This is a genomic window from Funiculus sociatus GB2-C1 (assembly GCF_039962115.1).
GTDB lineage: Bacteria > Cyanobacteriota > Cyanobacteriia > Cyanobacteriales > FACHB-T130 > Funiculus > Funiculus sociatus.
In genome coordinates this window covers 14,694-32,816 of sequence record NZ_JAMPKJ010000066.1, presented here as the reverse complement: position 1 = coordinate 32,816, position 18,123 = coordinate 14,694, and the positions used below count along the sequence as shown (strand labels likewise).

The 18,123-nt window shown below is 47.9% G+C and carries 17 protein-coding genes and 1 tRNA gene; 4 read left to right on the top strand and 14 right to left on the bottom strand.

What is annotated here, in order from left to right:
* Positions 1-195 precede the first annotated feature (195 nt).
* The gene (locus NDI42_RS23405; RefSeq protein ID WP_190451772.1) at positions 196-774 is read right to left on the bottom strand and encodes a Uma2 family endonuclease; all 579 of its coding nucleotides are present in this window, start codon (positions 772-774) and stop codon (positions 196-198) included.
* 17 nt (positions 775-791) lie between these two features.
* Between NDI42_RS23405 and NDI42_RS23400 the strand changes: the two genes are divergently transcribed.
* Entirely contained in the window at positions 792-944 is a 153-nt protein-coding gene (locus tag NDI42_RS23400) for a hypothetical protein (RefSeq protein ID WP_190451771.1), read from the top strand.
* A gap of 41 nt (positions 945-985) precedes the next feature.
* Here the strand turns inward: NDI42_RS23400 and NDI42_RS23395 are convergent.
* Together NDI42_RS23395 and NDI42_RS23390 are read right to left on the bottom strand one after the other, a co-directional pair.
* Positions 986-1,057 (bottom strand) — tRNA-Gly (locus NDI42_RS23395).
* A 102-nt stretch (positions 1,058-1,159) separates the two neighbouring features.
* Entirely contained in the window at positions 1,160-2,812 is a 1,653-nt protein-coding gene (locus NDI42_RS23390; RefSeq protein WP_190451770.1) for a DUF1565 domain-containing protein, read from the bottom strand.
* Positions 2,813-3,019: 207 nt separating this feature from the next.
* Between NDI42_RS23390 and NDI42_RS23385 the strand changes: the two genes are divergently transcribed.
* A complete protein-coding gene (locus NDI42_RS23385) occupies positions 3,020-3,556 on the top strand; it encodes an alpha/beta hydrolase (RefSeq protein WP_190451769.1) in 537 nt (178 codons plus the stop codon).
* Positions 3,557-3,679: 123 nt separating this feature from the next.
* On the opposite strand, the gene NDI42_RS23380 is transcribed toward NDI42_RS23385, so the two are convergent.
* The 7 genes from NDI42_RS23380 to NDI42_RS23350 form a co-directional block, all read right to left on the bottom strand.
* Positions 3,680-3,886, bottom strand: coding sequence for a hypothetical protein (locus NDI42_RS23380; RefSeq protein WP_190426417.1), 207 nt, complete (start codon positions 3,884-3,886; stop codon positions 3,680-3,682).
* A gap of 268 nt (positions 3,887-4,154) precedes the next feature.
* Positions 4,155-4,811: a low-complexity tail membrane protein gene (locus tag NDI42_RS23375; protein ID WP_190451768.1), complete on the bottom strand. Its 657-nt coding sequence runs from the start codon at positions 4,809-4,811 to the stop codon at positions 4,155-4,157.
* Between the two features lie 72 nt (positions 4,812-4,883).
* The gene (gene infB, locus NDI42_RS23370; RefSeq protein ID WP_190451767.1) at positions 4,884-7,982 is read right to left on the bottom strand and encodes a translation initiation factor IF-2; all 3,099 of its coding nucleotides are present in this window, start codon (positions 7,980-7,982) and stop codon (positions 4,884-4,886) included.
* 284 nt (positions 7,983-8,266) lie between these two features.
* Positions 8,267-8,587, bottom strand: coding sequence for a YlxR family protein (locus tag NDI42_RS23365; protein ID WP_190426410.1), 321 nt, complete (start codon positions 8,585-8,587; stop codon positions 8,267-8,269).
* A gap of 46 nt (positions 8,588-8,633) precedes the next feature.
* Entirely contained in the window at positions 8,634-9,962 is a 1,329-nt protein-coding gene (gene nusA / locus NDI42_RS23360; protein WP_190451766.1) for a transcription termination factor NusA, read from the bottom strand.
* A gap of 109 nt (positions 9,963-10,071) precedes the next feature.
* Positions 10,072-10,533 carry a ribosome maturation factor RimP gene (gene rimP / locus NDI42_RS23355; RefSeq protein WP_190451765.1) on the bottom strand — a complete coding sequence of 154 codons (462 nt, stop codon included), beginning with the start codon at positions 10,531-10,533 and terminating at the stop codon, positions 10,072-10,074.
* 306 nt (positions 10,534-10,839) lie between these two features.
* Positions 10,840-12,252 (bottom strand): hypothetical protein, encoded by a 1,413-nt coding sequence (locus NDI42_RS23350; RefSeq protein ID WP_199310988.1) that lies wholly within the window; start codon positions 12,250-12,252, stop codon positions 10,840-10,842.
* A 312-nt stretch (positions 12,253-12,564) separates the two neighbouring features.
* On the opposite strand from NDI42_RS23350, the gene NDI42_RS23345 reads away from it, so the two are divergent.
* The gene (locus tag NDI42_RS23345; protein ID WP_190451762.1) at positions 12,565-13,317 is read left to right on the top strand and encodes a peptidoglycan-binding domain-containing protein; all 753 of its coding nucleotides are present in this window, start codon (positions 12,565-12,567) and stop codon (positions 13,315-13,317) included.
* 4 nt (positions 13,318-13,321) lie between these two features.
* Here NDI42_RS23345 and NDI42_RS23340 read toward each other — a convergent pair whose 3' ends face one another.
* Together NDI42_RS23340 and NDI42_RS23335 are read right to left on the bottom strand one after the other, a co-directional pair.
* Positions 13,322-14,209 carry an SDH family Clp fold serine proteinase gene (locus NDI42_RS23340; RefSeq protein WP_190451760.1) on the bottom strand — a complete coding sequence of 296 codons (888 nt, stop codon included), beginning with the start codon at positions 14,207-14,209 and terminating at the stop codon, positions 13,322-13,324.
* 150 nt (positions 14,210-14,359) lie between these two features.
* Entirely contained in the window at positions 14,360-15,751 is a 1,392-nt protein-coding gene (locus tag NDI42_RS23335) for an NAD-dependent malic enzyme (protein ID WP_190451757.1), read from the bottom strand.
* Between the two features lie 74 nt (positions 15,752-15,825).
* On the opposite strand from NDI42_RS23335, the gene NDI42_RS23330 reads away from it, so the two are divergent.
* Entirely contained in the window at positions 15,826-16,380 is a 555-nt protein-coding gene (locus NDI42_RS23330) for an SRPBCC domain-containing protein (protein ID WP_242017497.1), read from the top strand.
* Positions 16,381-16,633: 253 nt separating this feature from the next.
* On the opposite strand, the gene NDI42_RS23325 is transcribed toward NDI42_RS23330, so the two are convergent.
* Positions 16,634-17,368 carry a DUF6816 family protein gene (locus NDI42_RS23325; RefSeq protein ID WP_313930712.1) on the bottom strand — a complete coding sequence of 245 codons (735 nt, stop codon included), beginning with the start codon at positions 17,366-17,368 and terminating at the stop codon, positions 16,634-16,636.
* Positions 17,369-17,489: 121 nt separating this feature from the next.
* A complete protein-coding gene (locus NDI42_RS23320) occupies positions 17,490-17,897 on the bottom strand; it encodes a ChuX/HutX family heme-like substrate-binding protein (protein ID WP_190451756.1) in 408 nt (135 codons plus the stop codon).
* Positions 17,898-18,123: the final 226 nt, after the last annotated feature.

Here is an 18,123-nt window from a genome sequence, read left to right as displayed (position 1 = left end):
GAACAACGCCGAAATCAAAATTCTTCTCCTGTAGATTGGCGATTTACGACCGAAGATGCCCGGATTAAATTGAAGCGGTTATATCCGTCAATTCCTTGTTGACAGACCACTAGTCGCCCTCTCATCGGAGGTCGTGGTAGTTTCTCGAATCCTTATGAGAAGCGCCTCTGCTAAAAGTCCTGACTTTGTATCGCCCTAAATCTCTCGACGGAACGCTCTAATCGCTTCTCCAGCGTCAGTCTCCGCCATCAAGATGCAGCGTTTCAATAAATCAAGATCCAGGTCATTGAGTCCGGGTAGCTGGCTGCGATCGATGGGTTCATAACTACCGTCTTGAAGATGATACAGCTTAAGCGATCCATCTTCCCAAAACCAAACTTCTAATACACCCAAAGCTTTGTAGCGTTCTAACTTGCTAATGCCTCCACTGGTAAAAACCACTTCAATCGACAAATCGGGAATCGCCTTCACACTCCCAATGCAGTATGACTCGTCCGCCTGAACCGAGACAACGCCTTCTTTTTCCTGAGTCATTGCTCCTGTAGGCTTGAAGAAGATTCCCTGTTCAACCAGAAAGGTAGTCACTAAGTAAAAAATGACGCGAGCAAAGGCTTCGTGGTCTTGTCCTGGCATAAGAATCTCGATCGTCTCGTCATAGTAAAACAGCCGCATCCCAGGAGAACCATCAAAGCCCTTCTGGATGAACTTGAACTGTTCCCAAGTTCCATGATGGACAATGCGTTGATCGGTTGTTTTGTCAAGTAGTGGGGGCATCGCGTTCACCTCTGGCGATGGTCGATTTTATTGTATCTTCTGGTTGGAGAGGTTATCGTGTCAGGCGTGATCGCACTCAGGAGGCTTTCATGCGATCGCCCGAACAGCAGTTACAGCAACAGATTGAGGCGTGGCAAGCTTTACAGGAAAAGTTGGGAGGGAATGAATGAGCGATCGCACTCATGAAGCAAAAGGCGATCGCATATACAAAAGCGGGTGATCGGACTCGAACCGACGACATTCAGCATGGGAAGCTGACGTTCTACCACTGAACTACACCCGCATTTACTTTTCAGCTAATTGCTGATAGGTAAATTATATTATAACACTCATTTAATGTAGAGCGCCAGCATCCAGCATTAGGAAAACTGGCGCTTTCAGCATCTTAAGGAGCCTGGACTAGATAAGGTGAAGCAATAGCCTCAGCCTTGCCAGCATTAACTAGCGCCTGATAGACAAATGCCGCCACTTCAGCGCGGGTAGCATCGCGACTAGGATTAAGCTGAGCTAGGGTAGGATAATTTACTACCAACTGTTGTTGAGTCGCCCCTGCGATCGCAGTGCTTGCCCAAGTCGGAATTTGAGAGCGATCGCTAAACACCGACAACACATTAGTATTATCAGAGCGCAGCTTCAGACCACTCGCTAGAGAAACCAAAACCTGAACTCTGGGGATACGCTGTTCCGGTCGAAATACAGGACCCGGATACCCCGATAGAAAACCGCCCTGAGAAGCTGTTTGGATAGCCTGATAAGCCCAATAATTCCGGCTAACGTCGGTAAAATTAATAGCCGACTGTGTTTGTGTTGGGGCAAATGCCTTATTGATAATAGCCGCAAACTGAGCGCGTGTCACAGGTTGGTTAGGGCGGAAAGTGCCATCTGGGAAACCAGCAATAATATCTTTAGCTACCAAGGCTTGAATATATGCTTGCGCCCAGTTACCTTGAATATCAGCAAAGCCACCGCCTGGAACTGATGTTGCTACAAAGTCTACGCGGCCAGAAATCTTCTTAGCATCAATATCGTTGCCAACTGCCAGTATCGTATTGGTACGGGTAATGTTCGCAACATCAAACCTGGTGTTATTACGTATGCGATTTTGCCCCGGACTGTCAGCAGTACCTAGATTAGGTTGTGCAGTCCCGGTTGCCACCACTCCATAGCTCGTATTTGCCTCAATTATGTTACTACGCAGCACAGGAGCCGCTGAGTTAGAGGCAACCACCCCATCAACGTTTTGGATGATGCGGTTTTCTACGATCAAAGGTGATGCCGTCTCAGTGACCACAATACCACTACCAGTCTCCTGAAACAGATTGTTGCGGATCTCGCCTGTCGCTGTCTTGGCAACAGAAAGACCATTTCCCTCGTTCCTGGTAAAGACGTTTGCTTCAATCTTGGGATTAGCAGTACCCGTGACGAGAACCCCCTCCCGCCTGCTGTTGGAAAAGGTGTTATTACTCACTTTTGCATTACTAGATTCAATCCACAGCCCAGTTCCTCTCGGATTAGGGTTAGTGATAGTTAATCCTGCAACTTCCGCGTCGTTGTCTGCGCGCATTGTAATATTCTGACCGGAAAAAGTGGGACTGTTGTAGCCACCACCGCCAATAATTGCTACTGTCTGTCCTTTGGTCGCAGGATCGCCGCGCAAAATCACACCTTTTTTGACGACGAGGGGGAAGACTTCCCCTGTATCAGCGGTGTAGGAACCAGGTGCCAGCTGAACGACTGTGCCAGATGAGGCTTGCTGGAGGGCATAGGAAATGGTGCGATAGGGTGTAGTTTGGCTACCAGCACTGGTACTATCGTTACCTGTGGATTGGTTGACATAGACGACGGTTGCGCCTGCGGGAACTTGCGCTATGGATGTTGATGGCTCTATAAGGGCAGTAGCAGGAAATGCCATTACCCCGCCAGACCAAAGCAACAAAGCGCTAAACAGGGATGTCCCGATGACGGTGCCTACCTTGCTGTGACGTAAATTGACGCTCTTAAGCTGAGAGGAATTCCGATGAGAACCCTTGTAGATCATACGATTGATGCTTTTTGTGTGCTTTCTTACTTTACGATTTAGGGACTCGCTGAGGGATATTTTTTTTTAAAATTGAATACGGATGCGATCGCATTCCCTGTTTGTGCGATGTCCCTGTGGTATAGTTCGCCATTGTTTCTTGCGCCAGAGGTTGCAACTTATCGCTACAGAGTATCGTCAAAGTAGAACAAGATTTTTTGGTTCCCTATGCGCTATCTATTGCTGTCAATGCGTCTCGTTTGTTTAGCTGCTGTTGCAGGGGTTTGGCTCTTTGCCACTCCTGCGGATGCTGCCGAATCGGTGGTGCTAAAATACAGCATTCTCAGAGAATCAATATCGGTTCCCGAACTCACAACTTTTGTGGAAACTGGGGAACTTTCGCCGGCGTTGCGTGCTTATCTAGCTATGGCTGGAAAAAACCCTGAAGAATTAAGAAAGGTGCTGACGCAAGAAATAAAGGTGAATGCTCTGTTTTTAGACAAGGTGCTGAATAACCCTCTAGGAGAAATTGCACTGACTCAAGTCTCTGATGTAATTCATACTGGTAGCGGTGCCAACGTGCAGGCTTTGCGGGGAGCTTTGATGAGTTCGGCTCTACCAAATAATAAGATTACTTTGATTGAAGTGCTGCAAAATTACCCTACCCCAGAAGTTCATGTGGAGGGTGATCGCCTTGCCGATGTCTACAAGCAAGTCCGGCGACTGGCAGAGGGCTTGCCGAATTTGGGCGATTTAATCAAGTAGCAGCTAATGGTTAATAGCTAATTGACCCAATGTGCAACTAAGAGTGGCTCCCCCAATTTACCATTGGGGGAGCCACTCTTACAAAAGACCGTCTTTATTAACTATTAGCCATTAGATAACTGACTAATAAGCCAAAGTTTCTAATGTTTCCCGCAAGTAGCGGCGAACCCGATAATCGATACCCACGTCTTGAAGTTGTTCTTTATCCATAGGGCGTTCCAGCTCCCAACGCTGGAATCCGGAACTGGATGCGATCGCTTGTTTGAGGCTTTCCCAAATTTGGGTATCGCCGGAAAATTCGCTTTTTTGTGAAGCCGAGAAAATGACCATACGCACCTTTTATAGTAATAATGAGTTTTCAGCTTATATATGAAAGCAATTCTATTTTTTATTTTAAATTCTAAATATTAGATTTAGAGTTAAAACTCACTTGAAAATCTAATATCACTCGTTTAATATCTAAAATCAGCTAACCGCTATTTAATGAATTTGTCCATCTATTCCCAGGATAGCCTAAATCGCAAATTAGATTGTGCTTTTAAGCACATCTCAATTTAAACTATCCATGATTGGCTAGGTAGACTAAAGGCTTGTATTCTTAGTCAGAAGACACTGGTTCCCTCTTTGCTGATTCCAGCTCAGCTGGCATTTTAGCAGATGCTTGCGAGATTTCTGCTGGCAATATTTGATTTACCTGTAATCCCGGAATTGTGAACTCCTGACAAATGCGTTCTAGGGGATAAGGTGGCGTTCCCCAAAACGCTGCTTCGCTGATGAACAGAACTCGCGCCACGCTCAAGCTAACCTGCAAAAACAAATTGCCTGCCAGAAATGCTAGTGTCGCCGCTAGCAGTCCCGCCAGTCGCCACTGGGGAAGAAACGCTGCTTTGCTTGCCACTAAGGGTGCCGTCTGGTACAGGAGCCACAATAGCCCCAGCATGAAAACGGCTGCTGCGCCAGCGATAAACTTGTTCCCTAGAGTTTTGAATTGCGACAAAAGGCATCGTTGCTCATCTGTCAATTGCTCTGGCTTCATCGCTACTGCCAGGATGCTGAAAATGGAAAAAGGGCGGCTCCACTGCATCCAGAATACTGGTGCAATGCCGACAACCGCCACTAAAGACATTTCCAGCCACCCTGGTGACACAGGATCGCCAACAGCTAGGAATAGGCAGCACGCTTCCAAGCAAATAGGAACTGCTGCCAATCCAGCAAGATGAATCCACAAAAACGGTTCTGACCAAAAAGAGCGCATAAAAGAGTTTTGAGTCCTGAATTTTGAGTTTTGAGTTAAATATGTTTTTAATTCAAAACTCAAAACTCAAAACTAATTGGGCGATAGAGTCCGGCGCTTGCTTACCATCTGGTAGGCTTCGATAATGTCGCCTTCCTTCCAGTCGTTGAAACGATCGACACCGACACCGCATTCGTAGCCAGCGTTGACTTCCCTGGCATCTTCCTTCATCCGCTTGAGGGAATCCAGAACGCCTTCGTGCACCACTTGAGAGTTGCGGCGCACCCGCACTCGGCAATTACGAACTACTTTGCCGGACAGTACGTAGCAACCAGCGACAGCGCCGCGACCGACTGGGAAGACAGCGCGAACTTCCACGCTTCCGAGGGGTTCTTCGACCTGCTCTGGTTCCAGCAGACCTTCCATTGCGCCTTGAATATCATCCAACAGTTTATAGATGATGTTGTATTCGCGCACATCGACACCTGCCTCGTCAGCAGCTTGTCGAGCTCCACTGGCAAGAGTGGTATTAAACCCAACAATCACAGCGCCACTGGCAGCAGCTAAGTCAACGTCTGTCTCAGTAACTTCCCCAGGAGCGGCTAACAGCACCCGAACTTGCACTTCATTTTGCGGCAACTGTCCGAGTGCGCCCAGAATCGCTTCTACGGAGCCTTGAACGTCTGCCTTGAGAAGCAAGTTGAGTTCCTTGAGTTCGCCTTCTTGAGCCTGAGCTGAGAGGGAATCCAGGGTAACTCGGCGGGATGCCATCACCTGTTGTAGGCGTGACTGGCGTTGCTCGTCGGCTCTGGTGTTAGCGATCGCGCGAGCTTCTTTTTCGTTCGGGTAGACCTCGAATTCATCACCAGCAGCTGGAACGTCGCTTAAGCCCAACACTTCCACTGCGAAAGATGGTGTCGCGGCACTCACCCGATCTCCCCGGTCATCGATCATTGCCCGTACTTTGCCCAGTACCGAGCCAACTACCAGGACATCGCCTACTCGCAACGTACCATTTTGTACCAGGAAGGTAGCAACTGGACCTCTTGATTTATCCAGATTTGCTTCAATCACCGTACCTTTAGCTGGGCGGTCTGGGTTAGCGGATAGTTCTAAAACTTCCGCCTGTAGCAGAATCATTTCCAGTAGCGTATCCAGGTTTTCCCCTTTAATGGCGCTTACCGGAACCATAATGATATCGCCGCCCCATTCTTCAGGTTGCAGACCGTATTGGGTTAGCTCCTGCTTCACGCGGTCTATCTGGGAATCCGGCTTATCAACTTTGTTGATCGCCACTACAATTGGCACTTCAGCTGCTTTCGCGTGGCTGATGGCTTCTATCGTCTGGGGTTGAACACCATCATCAGCGGCAACCACCAGCACAGCGATGTCTGTAACTCGCGTACCCCGCGCCCGCATTGCCGTAAAGGCTTGGTGACCAGGAGTATCGAGGAACACAACTTGCTGATGTTGACCTTCATAATCCACATCCACATGGTAAGCACCGATATGCTGGGTAATTCCCCCGGCTTCTCCCTGAGCCACCTTGGTTTTGCGGATCGAATCGAGTAAGGTTGTTTTACCGTGGTCTACGTGACCCATAATTGTCACGACTGGCGGACGGCGTTGCAGGTGATCCACGTCTTCCTCGGTCACCATTACCGTTACTTTCGTAGCCGCAGCTTGTTCTTCTTGCGTCTCCACTTCCACACCCAGCTCATTCGCCACCATTGTGACGGTGGGGATATCCAGGGTTTGGGTAATGTTGATCGCAAAGCCTTTGAAGAACAGAGTTTTGATAATCTCGGTTTCTGCCACTCCCAGAGCCGTAGCTAGTTCTCTTACGGTCAAACTGCCACTCAATACCAGTTTTTCGGGACGTTCTGGTTTGGCTGCTTCCCGACGGCGATTATCATTTTGGGTATCGCGTGAGCTTGAACCTTTGCGAGTGCCAACTTTGGTGGCCGCTGCTGGAGCTGCCACTACTGGCCCTGCTGGACGAGCTTTTTGCTGCTTCGGAGGACGCGCCACTGAAAGACTTACCTGAAGTGCAGCTGGCAAACCTTCCACTTCGTCAAGATCATCTTCGTCATCCAAGACAATTTGATTGCGACGCTGCTTGGTTTTGGCTGCTGCCTTCGCCTTCGCTGCTTCTGGGCTTTCCTCTTCCTCTTCCTCCCACGCAGCCTTCCGCTTGCTGACCAAACGGGGCGGAGTTGGTTTTCTTAATAACAGTTCTTCTGGTGTATCTGCCGATCCCAAACCATCGTCGTTGTCCCGAAGCCCCTTAGAGCGTCCTGTCACTAAATCTTCTTGTGCTTCAACGCCTCCAGAAGATTTTCTGCCAATCGGGGACAGATTCCGCCCTGGTCTTTGCGGTGGCGAGTGCAGTTGTGGAACTGGCGGGGCTACGGGCGCAGAGCGCTCTGGTTTTCCTGCTGATCGGGGAGTCGGCGCACTATGCCGTACTGGCGACCCACTGCTTGGCCCGCCTGTTTGTGGTTTCGCTACTGGCTCCGCAGGAGGTGCATTGTTGTCAACCTTATTGGCCCGTTTCAATACAGGCCGTTCAACTGTTTGCCCTGGACGCTGCGCTGTTTGCCTTGCTGGAGGTTCAACAAGTTCGGGTCGTTTTTCAACGACTTGAGGTTCAGGGGCATTTTCCTCTGGTAGAACGTTTCTCTCTGGTTGTACTGCTTCTACTTGAGGCTCTTCTTGTAGTTCTACTTGAGACTCTACTTGCGTTTCTTCTACAGTTGGGGTATTATCCCGTTCGCTGAGACGCACCGGTTTATTGAGGGTTGTCGGCTTCATTGGTGACGGCGACTGCTGTCTAACTGGTGGTTGGGGAGGGATAGCCACTTGCTCTCCCGACTGTTGTGGGTTAGAACCCGAACCTGCTTTATGCTGACGAATCTCCAAGATTTGCGGCTTGTGTTCCAGCCTTGGTCGCACAGCTTGAGATACTGGCGGCGAAGTTCTGCGTTCCCCCGGCGGACGTAACGCGCTCTTCGGACGGGAGGCGTGTTGTTTCTCTGCCGCCGAACGAATACGCTCTGCCTCCGATTCTGTTATTGTGCTGCTGTGACTTTTGACTGCTATATCGAGCCGATCGCAAATTCCTAGAATATCCTTATTTTCCAAATCCAATTCCCGTGATAATTCGTAAATTCTGACTTTGCCGTTGTTCATCCAGTCTTTCCCCTCGAATCCTACCAGTTTTCAGACCATAACCATACGCTTAAACCACAACTTGTTGATCATTTGCGTGCTGTGTAAAGAACGGAAGCGCCAGACTGTTGTCTTTTGCTTCTCGTAATCATGTACAAGAAATTTTTACTCTGCTTACCACAAACAAGCTATCTGCCTATTTTAGTTAACTGCTTTTTTTCTAATCTTGCACAAATTTTTAACAACTTGGGTCACATTTCTTTTTTGCAGGCTTATTTCCTTACGATATCTTATTCGGATGGGTGTTATGGGCCTGGGACGATAGGCGGCTCTTGGCTGCTGGTTTCGCTAACCAACAGGAGACTTCGCTCGTGTTGGCTAGCGGTCAGACGCTGCCACAGGGTTTGGTAGAGTTCTTCTGAAACAGGTGCTTTGAGACTTCGCCCCAGTTTATTTTTTTTTCGAGCCGCTACCAAACAACTTTCCTGGGGACAAATATAGGCGGAACGTCCCATCCCCTGATCTAATTGTAACTTCCCCGACGGGTAGAGTCTTACAACGCGCCAAAAGTCTGACTTTAGCGCTACCTGGCGGCAACTTACGCAACGCCGATAGTTTGGTTTCATATCGAGGCAACAGTTTAGATTTGAGATTTTAGATTAAATCTCAAATCTAAACTTCCGTTGTCTGCGCCTGATTAACTTCATCTACCTCATCTTCCTCGTCCAGGTCGTCCTGCCAATCATGTTGTGAAGCAGGAGTTTCAAATTCTTCAAACTCCTCATCGTCGTCTGCCAAAGCGGAGAGAGCTTCCTCTTCGGCTTGTCGTTGAGCAGCAGCAGCCGCTATATTCCGGGCTTCGGCTTCGTAGTCGTACTTGGCAATGTCTTTAATATCGATTTTCCAACCTGTTAATCGCGCTGCTAGACGGACATTCTGACCTTCTTTACCTATCGCCAAACTTAGTTGATCCTCCGCCACCAAAACATGAGCCTGACGAGCATCTGGGTTTACAAGGCGCACCTCATCGACTCGTGCGGGCGAAAGAGCATTAGAAATGTAGGTAGATGGGTCAGGCGACCAGCGGATCACATCTATTTTTTCGCCCCGCAATTCATTTACTACCACTTGAATCCGCGATCCTCTAGCGCCAATACAGGCTCCCACGGGGTCTACATCGCGCTCCAAAGTATCAACGGCGATTTTGGTGCGGGGGCCTACATGACGAGAGGGAGGATTGGCTTCTCTCGCTACTGCCACAATCCGCACCACTTCATCCTCAATTTCTGGTACTTCGTTGGCAAATAGATAAACTACTAACCCTGCGGCGGCTCTAGAAACCAGTAACTGAGGGCCACGCGCTGGGCCTTCCCGTACCTTTTTTAGAAATACTTTGAAGGTAGCATTGGCGCGGTAATTGTCGTTGGGCAGCTGTTCCCGCTTCGGTAAGTCGGCTTCCACTTCTGACTGACCAAACCCACTATTGACCGCCATAATTACAGATTGCCGCTCAAATCTCAGCACTCGCGCCTGTAAGACGGTTCCTTCCAGTTCTTGGAACTCTTCAGCAACGAGTTTGCGCTGCTGATCTCGCAGTTTTTGCGATAACACTTGTTTGGTTTGAATTGCCGCCATGCGACCAAATTCGGTTTGTTCTGGTGTGACGTCCAGAACCACGGTGTCACCTAGAGCCGCCTCTGGAGCTACTTCCTGAACTTGTTCTAGGGCAATTTCATGATCCGAGTTTGTCACTTCTTCCACAATGGTCTTGGTAGCCAAGACGCGGAAGCCTTCCTCTTCTGTGTCGAGTTCGACTTCAAAGTTTTCAAAATACTCTTCATCAAAGTGCCGCTTGTCGAGGTTCTGGGTGCGACGATAGCGCTCGTAGCCCTTAAGAAGGGCTTCTCTGAGGGCTGATTGCACGGCACTTTTGGGTAAATTGCGCTCTGTACTAATTTTGTCGATTAGCTCTTTAAGTCCACGCAGACTAACCATTGACATAAAAAAAACCTCCAAAAGTAATATTTGTCATTGGCTAATAGCTAATAGCTAATGGTTCCTAGCTTGCGAACAATTAGCCATTAGCTATTAGCAGTTAGCAATCCTTCAATTAGCGTTTTTCATCCAGCTGTACGCGGCTCACCAGCTGGCGGGGAATAGCGATCGCCCGACCCTTTTGGTTGAGGTAAATACTGCTCTCATCGCGACCAATTAGTTGTCCCCTCCATTCTTTCTGCCCTTCATAAGGTTCGGAGGTTTTGATGATCGCGGGAAATCCCTTGAAGGATATAAACTCTCGATCCGTGGTCAGCTGGCGCGAAATCCCAGGGCTGGAAATCTCCAATACATACGCATCAGGGATGATATTGGCTGCATCTAAAGCAGCTTCCAAAGACTTACTCATCCGTTCGCAGTCATCTAGTCCCGTGTCGGTGTCGCAGTTCCGGATGTCCACTCGCAGCACTGGCGGGCGTTGGTTGGTGTGAAAAACCGCCCCTACTACCTCCAAGCCCAAGTCTTCTGCTACTGGTGTCGCTAAATCAATAATTTGTGGAATCAGAGGATGAGTCATTAGACCTATCCGTACATTGTAGAATTTATGCGGGGCGGAGGTTCCAATCCCTATTAGGGTTGTAAAACTCCAACAAAAAAAAGTGGGTGCCGCCCCACTTCCTGCGAACACTATATTCCAAGAAGTCTTGCAACGAATCCGGTTGGATTCGTCCCTACGTTGATTTTAACGCAAGCTGTACTCTGGTGGCGAGTCAGGAAAAGGGCAATCATGTAAAAGGCAACAAAAAAAATTCTTCTGTTCCCTTCTTCCCTAGTCCGCCGCACAGGTGTCTCGCCTGTGAACCCCCGAATCCCTACTCCCTAATCAACGCTTGACAATTTGACTGATAGCTCTTTTTTCTTCTAATACTTGTTCCAAATCTCCCTCGGACAAGTTCTGAACGTAGTTGAGTTTGATTTCTTCTAACATATCGATAAGTAAAGATTGAATCTTCTGTATTGTCTGCTGTCTTTGCACTTCCGATCCCAAGGCTTGGGTGAAGTGTTCCATCAACTGTTTGGAGAGTTCTGAGCCAACCGGGTCGTCTTCCAGGGAGGAAGTGAGGGTTTGGTAGGCTGCTTGGGAGATTTCTCTAACCAGGTTCTCAGTTATTTGCGCGGGGAGCGTACCCAATCCTGGCACCTGCTGGAGTCCTCTATAAGCTGGGGAAGACTGGAGAATTTTGTCTATATTGTGTTTTAAAATTGCTTCCAAATCCGGCTGGATTTTTGGGAGGACTTGATAAACGGTTATTTTCATTAATAAAGTAGCGATCGCTTCCACTTCATTAACATTATTGATGTCAATGTATGGACGAGCTTCTTTGTTGGCAATCAACCGTCTAAGTTCTCCCCGGCGAATGGAACTTTGCACCTGGTTAATTACCCGGATAACGATAACTTCTGCTAGTTCTTCTGCAAAGTTTGCCGCCAGTCCTCGGTTAACTTGCAGCCTTACTGGTTCCAGGTTTAACAATTTGGCTTGGTGTAGGCGAAGTGCAACTGTAATGACACGCAGTAACCGCCAAAAAGGTAATAGCATAAAAATGTCATACCACCGCCACAGCATTGCTTCTATCCAAGTTAAACCGATGCGAGTGCGGTGAATGTAGTAGGTACGAGCCAAAAATTCAATGGCAAACGGGATGATAAACCAAATATCAATCAGCCAAAAATAGTCAACAAAATAACCTGTTTCTCCTATCTGACGAAAATAATTGGTTGCTACTAAGGGCTGGATTTCTTGGTTATAAAACGCAATTTCTTTTTCCCAGTCCTGTGATAAGTAGGGTAAACTCCAGAAAGTTATGAAAGATTGTTTGGCGGAGTCGTTGCCAATTCGCCGCCGCATCCGATTTTTGATTTTTTCGAGAGTTCCTGTTTTGTTTGCTTCTTGAAATGGATTAGTCTCAATCATTTCCACGCTGCGATCGCGTAGTTCCTGTAACAAGGTTTCGACCCTTGGCGACTGCAACCCTGTAGGTTTTTGCAGTTCCACTTTGAGATTTTCTACCGTTTCCAGATACCGCTGCGTTTCTCGATGGGGTTCAATAGCTTTGATTGGGTCATAGACTTGGGTGAGGCTGCGGAACTCGCGCAGGTAGAAATCGCGTAAGGGGACATAGCTCAAATCAAACGCGACCAAGCCCAAGTTAGCCAGGGCTAAAAGTGCCATCACACGTTCATACCACAGATGACGGCGGGATTTGGGCCTATTTGCTATTTTTTGAGGGGTCATGGTAGGGATGAAGGATAAAGGAGGTTGAAGGTGGGGTTGCGACGCTTGCGACTGATAGACTTATCACACTTTATCCTTCATCCATGATTGACGATTTAGGCTGAAGAGGAGCGAAATAGACCCGGAAAATTGGATAGGCGCGACAGCGGGGAGCTAATTGCGATCGCAATTACCATTCCTAGAATTTAGACCAAATAATACCCAAAAATTTGTCAACTCACCAAAGGTTAGCGTCAGGATTCCCAATTGGGCTTAAACTGTAACTATTTAATTCGCGATCGCGTTTAATTCAGTGAGTGAGGAGTTTGAAGTATGTGGGGTAGATTTGGAATGCCTTTGGCTGCCGTTGCCCTCGGCATAACAGCCAGCTTAGTTAGTTACGAATTCGCTTTAGCCGACAGAAGCCGCGACTATACGCCACTTGAAATGCGCTCAGTATTGCGCGGCTTCGGGTATAACGTCACTCTGGGAGATAACCTTACGGATGAAGCCAGTACCAGGGCTATCCGCGAATTTCAGCAGGGATACAAAATTACACCAGTTGATGGCCTAGCTGGTGAGAGAACGCAGAATTTGGCTGCTGATTTAGTCAGAATTCTCCAGGCAAACTTGAACCTAGTTGTTAAGCCAAATCCCCTTTTGCCCCGGACGCAGTTTTATGGCCCGCGAACCGAAGAAGCTATCAGGCAATTTCAGAGACAGTTTAATTTGCCTGTAACTGGCATCGCTACGTTACCAGTCCGTCAGAGACTCGACTTGGAAGCAAAAAGAATCTTAGGAACTGTTGACCAAGCACCAACGCCAACAGCTACGCCATCACCAACAGCTACGCCATCACCATCACCAACGCCAACCCCAAGAGCTACGCCATCACCAACGCCATCACCAACGCCATCACCAACGCCATCACCAACGGCAACCCCAACACCCCTGCCAAGAGCTACGCCAATACCAAGGGATACCACTCCTTCACCAGCTCCAAGTCCTAGTCCCTCACCGACACCAGGGGCTACTCCTTCGCCAGCGCCAAGTCCTAGCCCCAGTCCCTCGCCATCAGCAAGATAAATCTTTATGACCGAGGATCTTCAGGCAGTGGTCTTCCTTTAGGGACAGGTAAAGCAGGCGCACCTTCGTAGGGCATGGGAATATACTGTACGCTTGGACGGCCGCCCTGCGGCTGTGGGTACAACTCCATTAAGTTATAGATTGACATTGGCAGCCCCACCGTAATTGGCAGACCGAGTTCCGTGGCTTCCTCTACTGTAATGGGATAGTCATGGGTGACGCGGCCAGTGGTGAGGGCTTCCACAATTTTTTCGATGTTTTCAGGAGCAATCTTTGGTTGAGGAATAGCGTCTTTGAGGAGGGTGCGGACAAACCGTTGCACCTGATCGATGGCTTTGCGTGATAGGTCTGCCATGATGATCGTTTGGTCGTCAACTTCGCTAATCGGCTTCTGTTCAATGACCTTGAGAATACTGGCAGCTGCCATATTTCCCAGTTGGGGATCGACTGGCCCTAAGACGGCGTTGGCATCCATGATGATTTCATCGGATGCTAAGGCTAACATGGTGCCGCCGCTCATAGCGTAGTGGGGTACAAAGACGGTGACTTTCGCTGGGTGACGAATTAACGCTCTGGCAATCTGTTCTGTTGCCAGCACTAAGCCGCCTGGGGTATGCAAAATTAGGTCGATGGGAACTTCGGGAGGGGTGAGGCGAATTGCCCGCAGTACCTGTTCTGAATCTTCGATGCTGATGTAGCTAGATATAGGAATTCCTAAGAAACTAATAGATTCTTGACGGTGAATTAGCAAAATCACGCGGCTGCGACGCGATCGCTCAAATTCTCTTAAGGATTGAACTCGTCGAGATGCAACTTGGCGTTTTTGCAATACAGGTAGGAAGGAGGATACAGCTAAAATAACCCAGAAAATGTCAAAGAAACTAAAGGTCATTATTTTTTTGGCGAAAAAGCACTATTTCCTCTTATTGTTCCAATCTCTGCATTGCAGAAGGTCTATCTGTGGATTGAACCACAAAGGGCTGAGGACTGAAGAATGCTGAGGAGAGGAGTTATCTGCTGACTCTCCTGCTCCCCTTTTCCCTTATCGGCGGGCGATCCCTTCAGATCGGGCGGCGGCTTGCACAGCACCAGCAACGGCACTGGCTACCCGCTTGTCAAACACGGAAGGGATGATGTGTTCCCGGTCTAGGTCGGAGGGTTTGACTAGGGAAGCGATCGCATTGGCGGCTTCTAAATACATAGTGGTGGTAATCGTAGAGGCGCGACAATCTAAAGCACCCCGGAAGACACCTGGAAAGGCTAAAACGTTGTTGATTTGATTCGGGTAGTCGCTGCGTCCCGTTGCCATGACAGCCACATCGTCGGCGATTAATTCCGGCTGAATTTCCGGGATGGGATTAGCCATCGCCATGACAATCGGATCTTTTGCCATTGAGCGTACCATTTCCGGCGACACAACACCGGGAGCGCTGACACCTAAGAAGATATCTGCTTGTTTCATGGCATCTGCCAAGTTACCGCTAGATTCTATGGCAAATTCTCGCTTTTCTGGTGTCAAGTCAGGGCGGTTGGTGGAGATAATGCCTTTGGAGTCGCACATCCAGATTGACTTGGCACCAGCTTTTTGTAAAAGACGTGCGATCGCTACCCCAGCAGCACCCGCACCATTAATTACAATACGCACATCCTCAAAGGATTTTTTTACCAATTTCAGGGCGTTGATCAAAGCCGCCAGACTGACAATTGCTGTCCCGTGTTGATCGTCGTGAAACACAGGAATATCTAATTCTTGCCGCAGCCGCGCTTCAATCTCGAAACATCGCGGCGCGGCAATATCTTCTAAGTTGATCCCGCCAAAAACTGGGGCGATGTTCTTGACAGTTTCCACAATTTGATCTGTATCTTGGGTATTCAGGCAGATAGGAAAGGCATCAATTCCGGCAAATTCTTTAAACAGCATCGCTTTGCCTTCCATCACTGGTAAGGAGGCGGCGGCACCCAAGTTACCCAATCCCAGGACAGCACTACCATCGGTGACAATGGCAACGGTGTTTTGCTTAATAGTTAAGGTGTGGACTTGTTCCGGGTCTCGCGCGATCGCCATACAAATACGTCCCACACCGGGAGTATAAGCCATCGCTAAATCCCCTTGACTTTTGAGGGGAATTTTGCTTTCGATTGTAATTTTGCCGCTGCGATGTAAATTGAAGGTGCGATCGTAGACATCGATCAATTTGATATCTGACAGCTGCTTAATCGCTTGTACAATCTTTTCAGCGTGTTCTGTACTGGCAGCATCGACAGTGATTTCGCGAGTCACCGTCTGACGGGTGCGTTCAACCAAACTAATCTGGTCTAAGTTACCGCCGACAGACGCGATCGCTCCGGTTACACTTGCTAACATCCCAGCGCGGTTGGGAATCTGGAGGCGAATCGTTAAACTGAAACTAGAGTTGGGTGTTAGTTCTACCATTGAGTTAAGAATTTTAGATTTGAGATTTTAGAGTTTGGATTGAGAATGTGGGATTTTAGATTCAGGAATTTGGAATGGTTAAGAGTCTTCCTCTTCACCATTCCCTAATCATCCAAAATTTACTCGCTCCTAGCCTAAAGGAGCTACAAATTTGCAATTGTACCCGCTTACACCACCTGATCAGCTGCTACGACATGGCGAGTTTCTATGCCGAAATTGAAATCAATGCTCCAAAAGCTAAAGTTTGGCAAGTTTTATTCCAAAAACAGCAGTGGCATAAATGGAACACCTTCTTATTTGACTTAGACCCTAATGCGCCATTTAAGCAGGGGCAAGAAGTTTTCCTCTCTTTGCGGCGGTATCCAGGTGAGGAGGAGACAGAGTTTCAGCCTACGGTTACTTTAGTACAGTCTGGGACGTGCTTGGCTTGGGTTTCTTCTATTCCCGGTTTTCAGAATGAGTATATTTTCGAGTTGCAAGAGATTGGTGTTGGGCGGACTAAATACGTTCACCGGGACAATTTCTCAGGGCTGCTGACGAAGGTGTTTTTGCCCTTCATTCGGGAAGATGAACAGCAGGGGATCAAGCGGATGGCGCGGGAGTTGAAGCGGTATGTAGAGCAGATGTGATCGAGATTGACCAGGAAGGGATTGGGAGCAATTAACTGCACGCAATTCGAGTTGGTTTCAAAAAATGTTACCAGCACTGTTCTAGAAATTGGTGCCTATATGATGACTTTAAGATAAGACTCCTTCAGAACCGTGGAACCTCAACTCCCACGGTTTTTTATTTTGTTAGGGCAGTTTAGGGGTTCTCACTATTTTGTGGGGCATGGCATTGCCATGTCCCTACCGCCAAAAAACTAGAACCGCTATACAACCGTCAGGGAGACTTTTCTAATTCCAGCCGATAGCGGTAAAGTGCTACTGGTCGCTCAAGAGCTTTAAAATAATCAGCGTCTTGAGGTGAAAGATAAACAGCTGTCACCTGATCGGCTTCAATAGATGACTCAAGCCGATGATAAGCTGTTGTCGTTTCAACCGTGTTGAAATAAGGGCTGGGTATGCCGCGAAAGATTTGCTCTTGAAGTTCTGTGGCAATGAATTTATCGGGCGCTGGTCTCTCGGTGCCGCAACCAGTGACAATTGAGACAAGCTGGCGATTGCCTCTCAACGAGGTAATCTGACGATTGGGAGAATGGGGATCAACTTTGACTGATAGAATAGCGCGATCGCCCAAATATGCCCTACCAATATTCAACCCATTGAATGCCCGGTCTGCAACCACTTGAGGAATTTTAAAGCTATTTTTGGGATTTAAAAAAAATCTTGACAATCCTTCACTGGTGTGAATAATTGGTTTAAATCGCACATAGAAACTTACAGGTTGGTTAAGATAGCGACGATTACTTTCAAAACCTGGTGTTAGAATCTCTGGTGCTAAGGGTGCCACTAAATCTACTAACGTACTCGTGACCTTCCAGGTGCCTACCATCCAGTCAGGATAAACTAAATCGCCCTCAGCAGCAGCGACAGGTGGCTTACCTTCCCAGTGGGAATGTGCCAAACGTTCAGCTAAGACTCCCGCCTGTGCCTCGCCCCCCCACAGCAGCAACACCAGAACTAGGAAGCAACTCCAAAAGACTCGTAATATCACGGTAGAGCAGATTTAATTGTCAGGTTAAATTTATCGTTAGCTAATGGCGAATGGCAACAAACAATTAGCCATTAGCTAACTTTTAAACAGCATCAAGTGGTGCTGGTTCCCAAATTTCTCCGTATTTTTCTCTTAGTGCCTCCCATGCTTCTACTTGCCCCGGTTCGTATTCTCCCGGTTTGCCCCACTGTAGAAACGCACTCAATGCTGTTTCCTCTTTCTCATCTAAAAAGCGAATCGCGTAGGTAGTAAAGTTCCCTCTTTTTGCTTCACCTGTTTCAAATTTCACCCGCTTGATGGCATCCATATTCAGGTGAAACTCGAATAAATCTGCGTGCATATTGGCATACTTGCCTTTAGGCAAATCTGCATAGAAAAGCTTTTGGATTGTTCCCCGTACTTCCAAAACAGCAGCGCTGCTAGTCACGATTAAACGCAACGTCAAGAGAGTGTTGCAAGCTTCTAAAAATTCTTTCAGGGTGGCAGTCATTGTCTCACGTATAAGAAGGTAGAGAACACTCTTAAGTTTTCTTAAGAATCTGCTAAAGACAGAGTGTCAGTCTATCTGCGGATTCCTGGTAATTCCAGGGAAAACATTCATTAAAGACAAATGAAATTTGTCCTCGTGTTTAAGCATACAAAATCATTTAGGGAAAATCTGATCTATATGGTTAATGCACACACCAAGACAAAAAGCAATACTAACATTTTGCATC

Bases quoted from the DNA above. Each gene is read 5' to 3' on its own strand.
- NDI42_RS23405 (WP_190451772.1), bottom strand. From the start codon at position 774: ATGCCCCCACTACTTGACAAAACAACCGATCAACGCATTGTCCATCAT.
- NDI42_RS23400 (WP_190451771.1), top strand. From the start codon at position 792: ATGGTCGATTTTATTGTATCTTCTGGTTGGAGAGGTTATCGTGTCAGG.
- NDI42_RS23390 (WP_190451770.1), bottom strand. From the start codon at position 2,812: ATGATCTACAAGGGTTCTCATCGGAATTCCTCTCAGCTTAAGAGCGTC.
- NDI42_RS23385 (WP_190451769.1), top strand. From the start codon at position 3,020: ATGCGCTATCTATTGCTGTCAATGCGTCTCGTTTGTTTAGCTGCTGTT.
- NDI42_RS23380 (WP_190426417.1), bottom strand. From the start codon at position 3,886: ATGGTCATTTTCTCGGCTTCACAAAAAAGCGAATTTTCCGGCGATACC.
- NDI42_RS23375 (WP_190451768.1), bottom strand. From the start codon at position 4,811: ATGCGCTCTTTTTGGTCAGAACCGTTTTTGTGGATTCATCTTGCTGGA.
- infB (WP_190451767.1), bottom strand. From the start codon at position 7,982: ATGAACAACGGCAAAGTCAGAATTTACGAATTATCACGGGAATTGGAT.
- NDI42_RS23365 (WP_190426410.1), bottom strand. From the start codon at position 8,587: ATGAAACCAAACTATCGGCGTTGCGTAAGTTGCCGCCAGGTAGCGCTA.
- nusA (WP_190451766.1), bottom strand. From the start codon at position 9,962: ATGTCAATGGTTAGTCTGCGTGGACTTAAAGAGCTAATCGACAAAATT.
- rimP (WP_190451765.1), bottom strand. From the start codon at position 10,533: ATGACTCATCCTCTGATTCCACAAATTATTGATTTAGCGACACCAGTA.
- NDI42_RS23350 (WP_199310988.1), bottom strand. From the start codon at position 12,252: ATGACCCCTCAAAAAATAGCAAATAGGCCCAAATCCCGCCGTCATCTG.
- NDI42_RS23345 (WP_190451762.1), top strand. From the start codon at position 12,565: ATGTGGGGTAGATTTGGAATGCCTTTGGCTGCCGTTGCCCTCGGCATA.
- NDI42_RS23340 (WP_190451760.1), bottom strand. From the start codon at position 14,209: ATGACCTTTAGTTTCTTTGACATTTTCTGGGTTATTTTAGCTGTATCC.
- NDI42_RS23335 (WP_190451757.1), bottom strand. From the start codon at position 15,751: ATGGTAGAACTAACACCCAACTCTAGTTTCAGTTTAACGATTCGCCTC.
- NDI42_RS23330 (WP_242017497.1), top strand. From the start codon at position 15,826: ATGGTTAAGAGTCTTCCTCTTCACCATTCCCTAATCATCCAAAATTTA.
- NDI42_RS23320 (WP_190451756.1), bottom strand. From the start codon at position 17,897: ATGACTGCCACCCTGAAAGAATTTTTAGAAGCTTGCAACACTCTCTTG.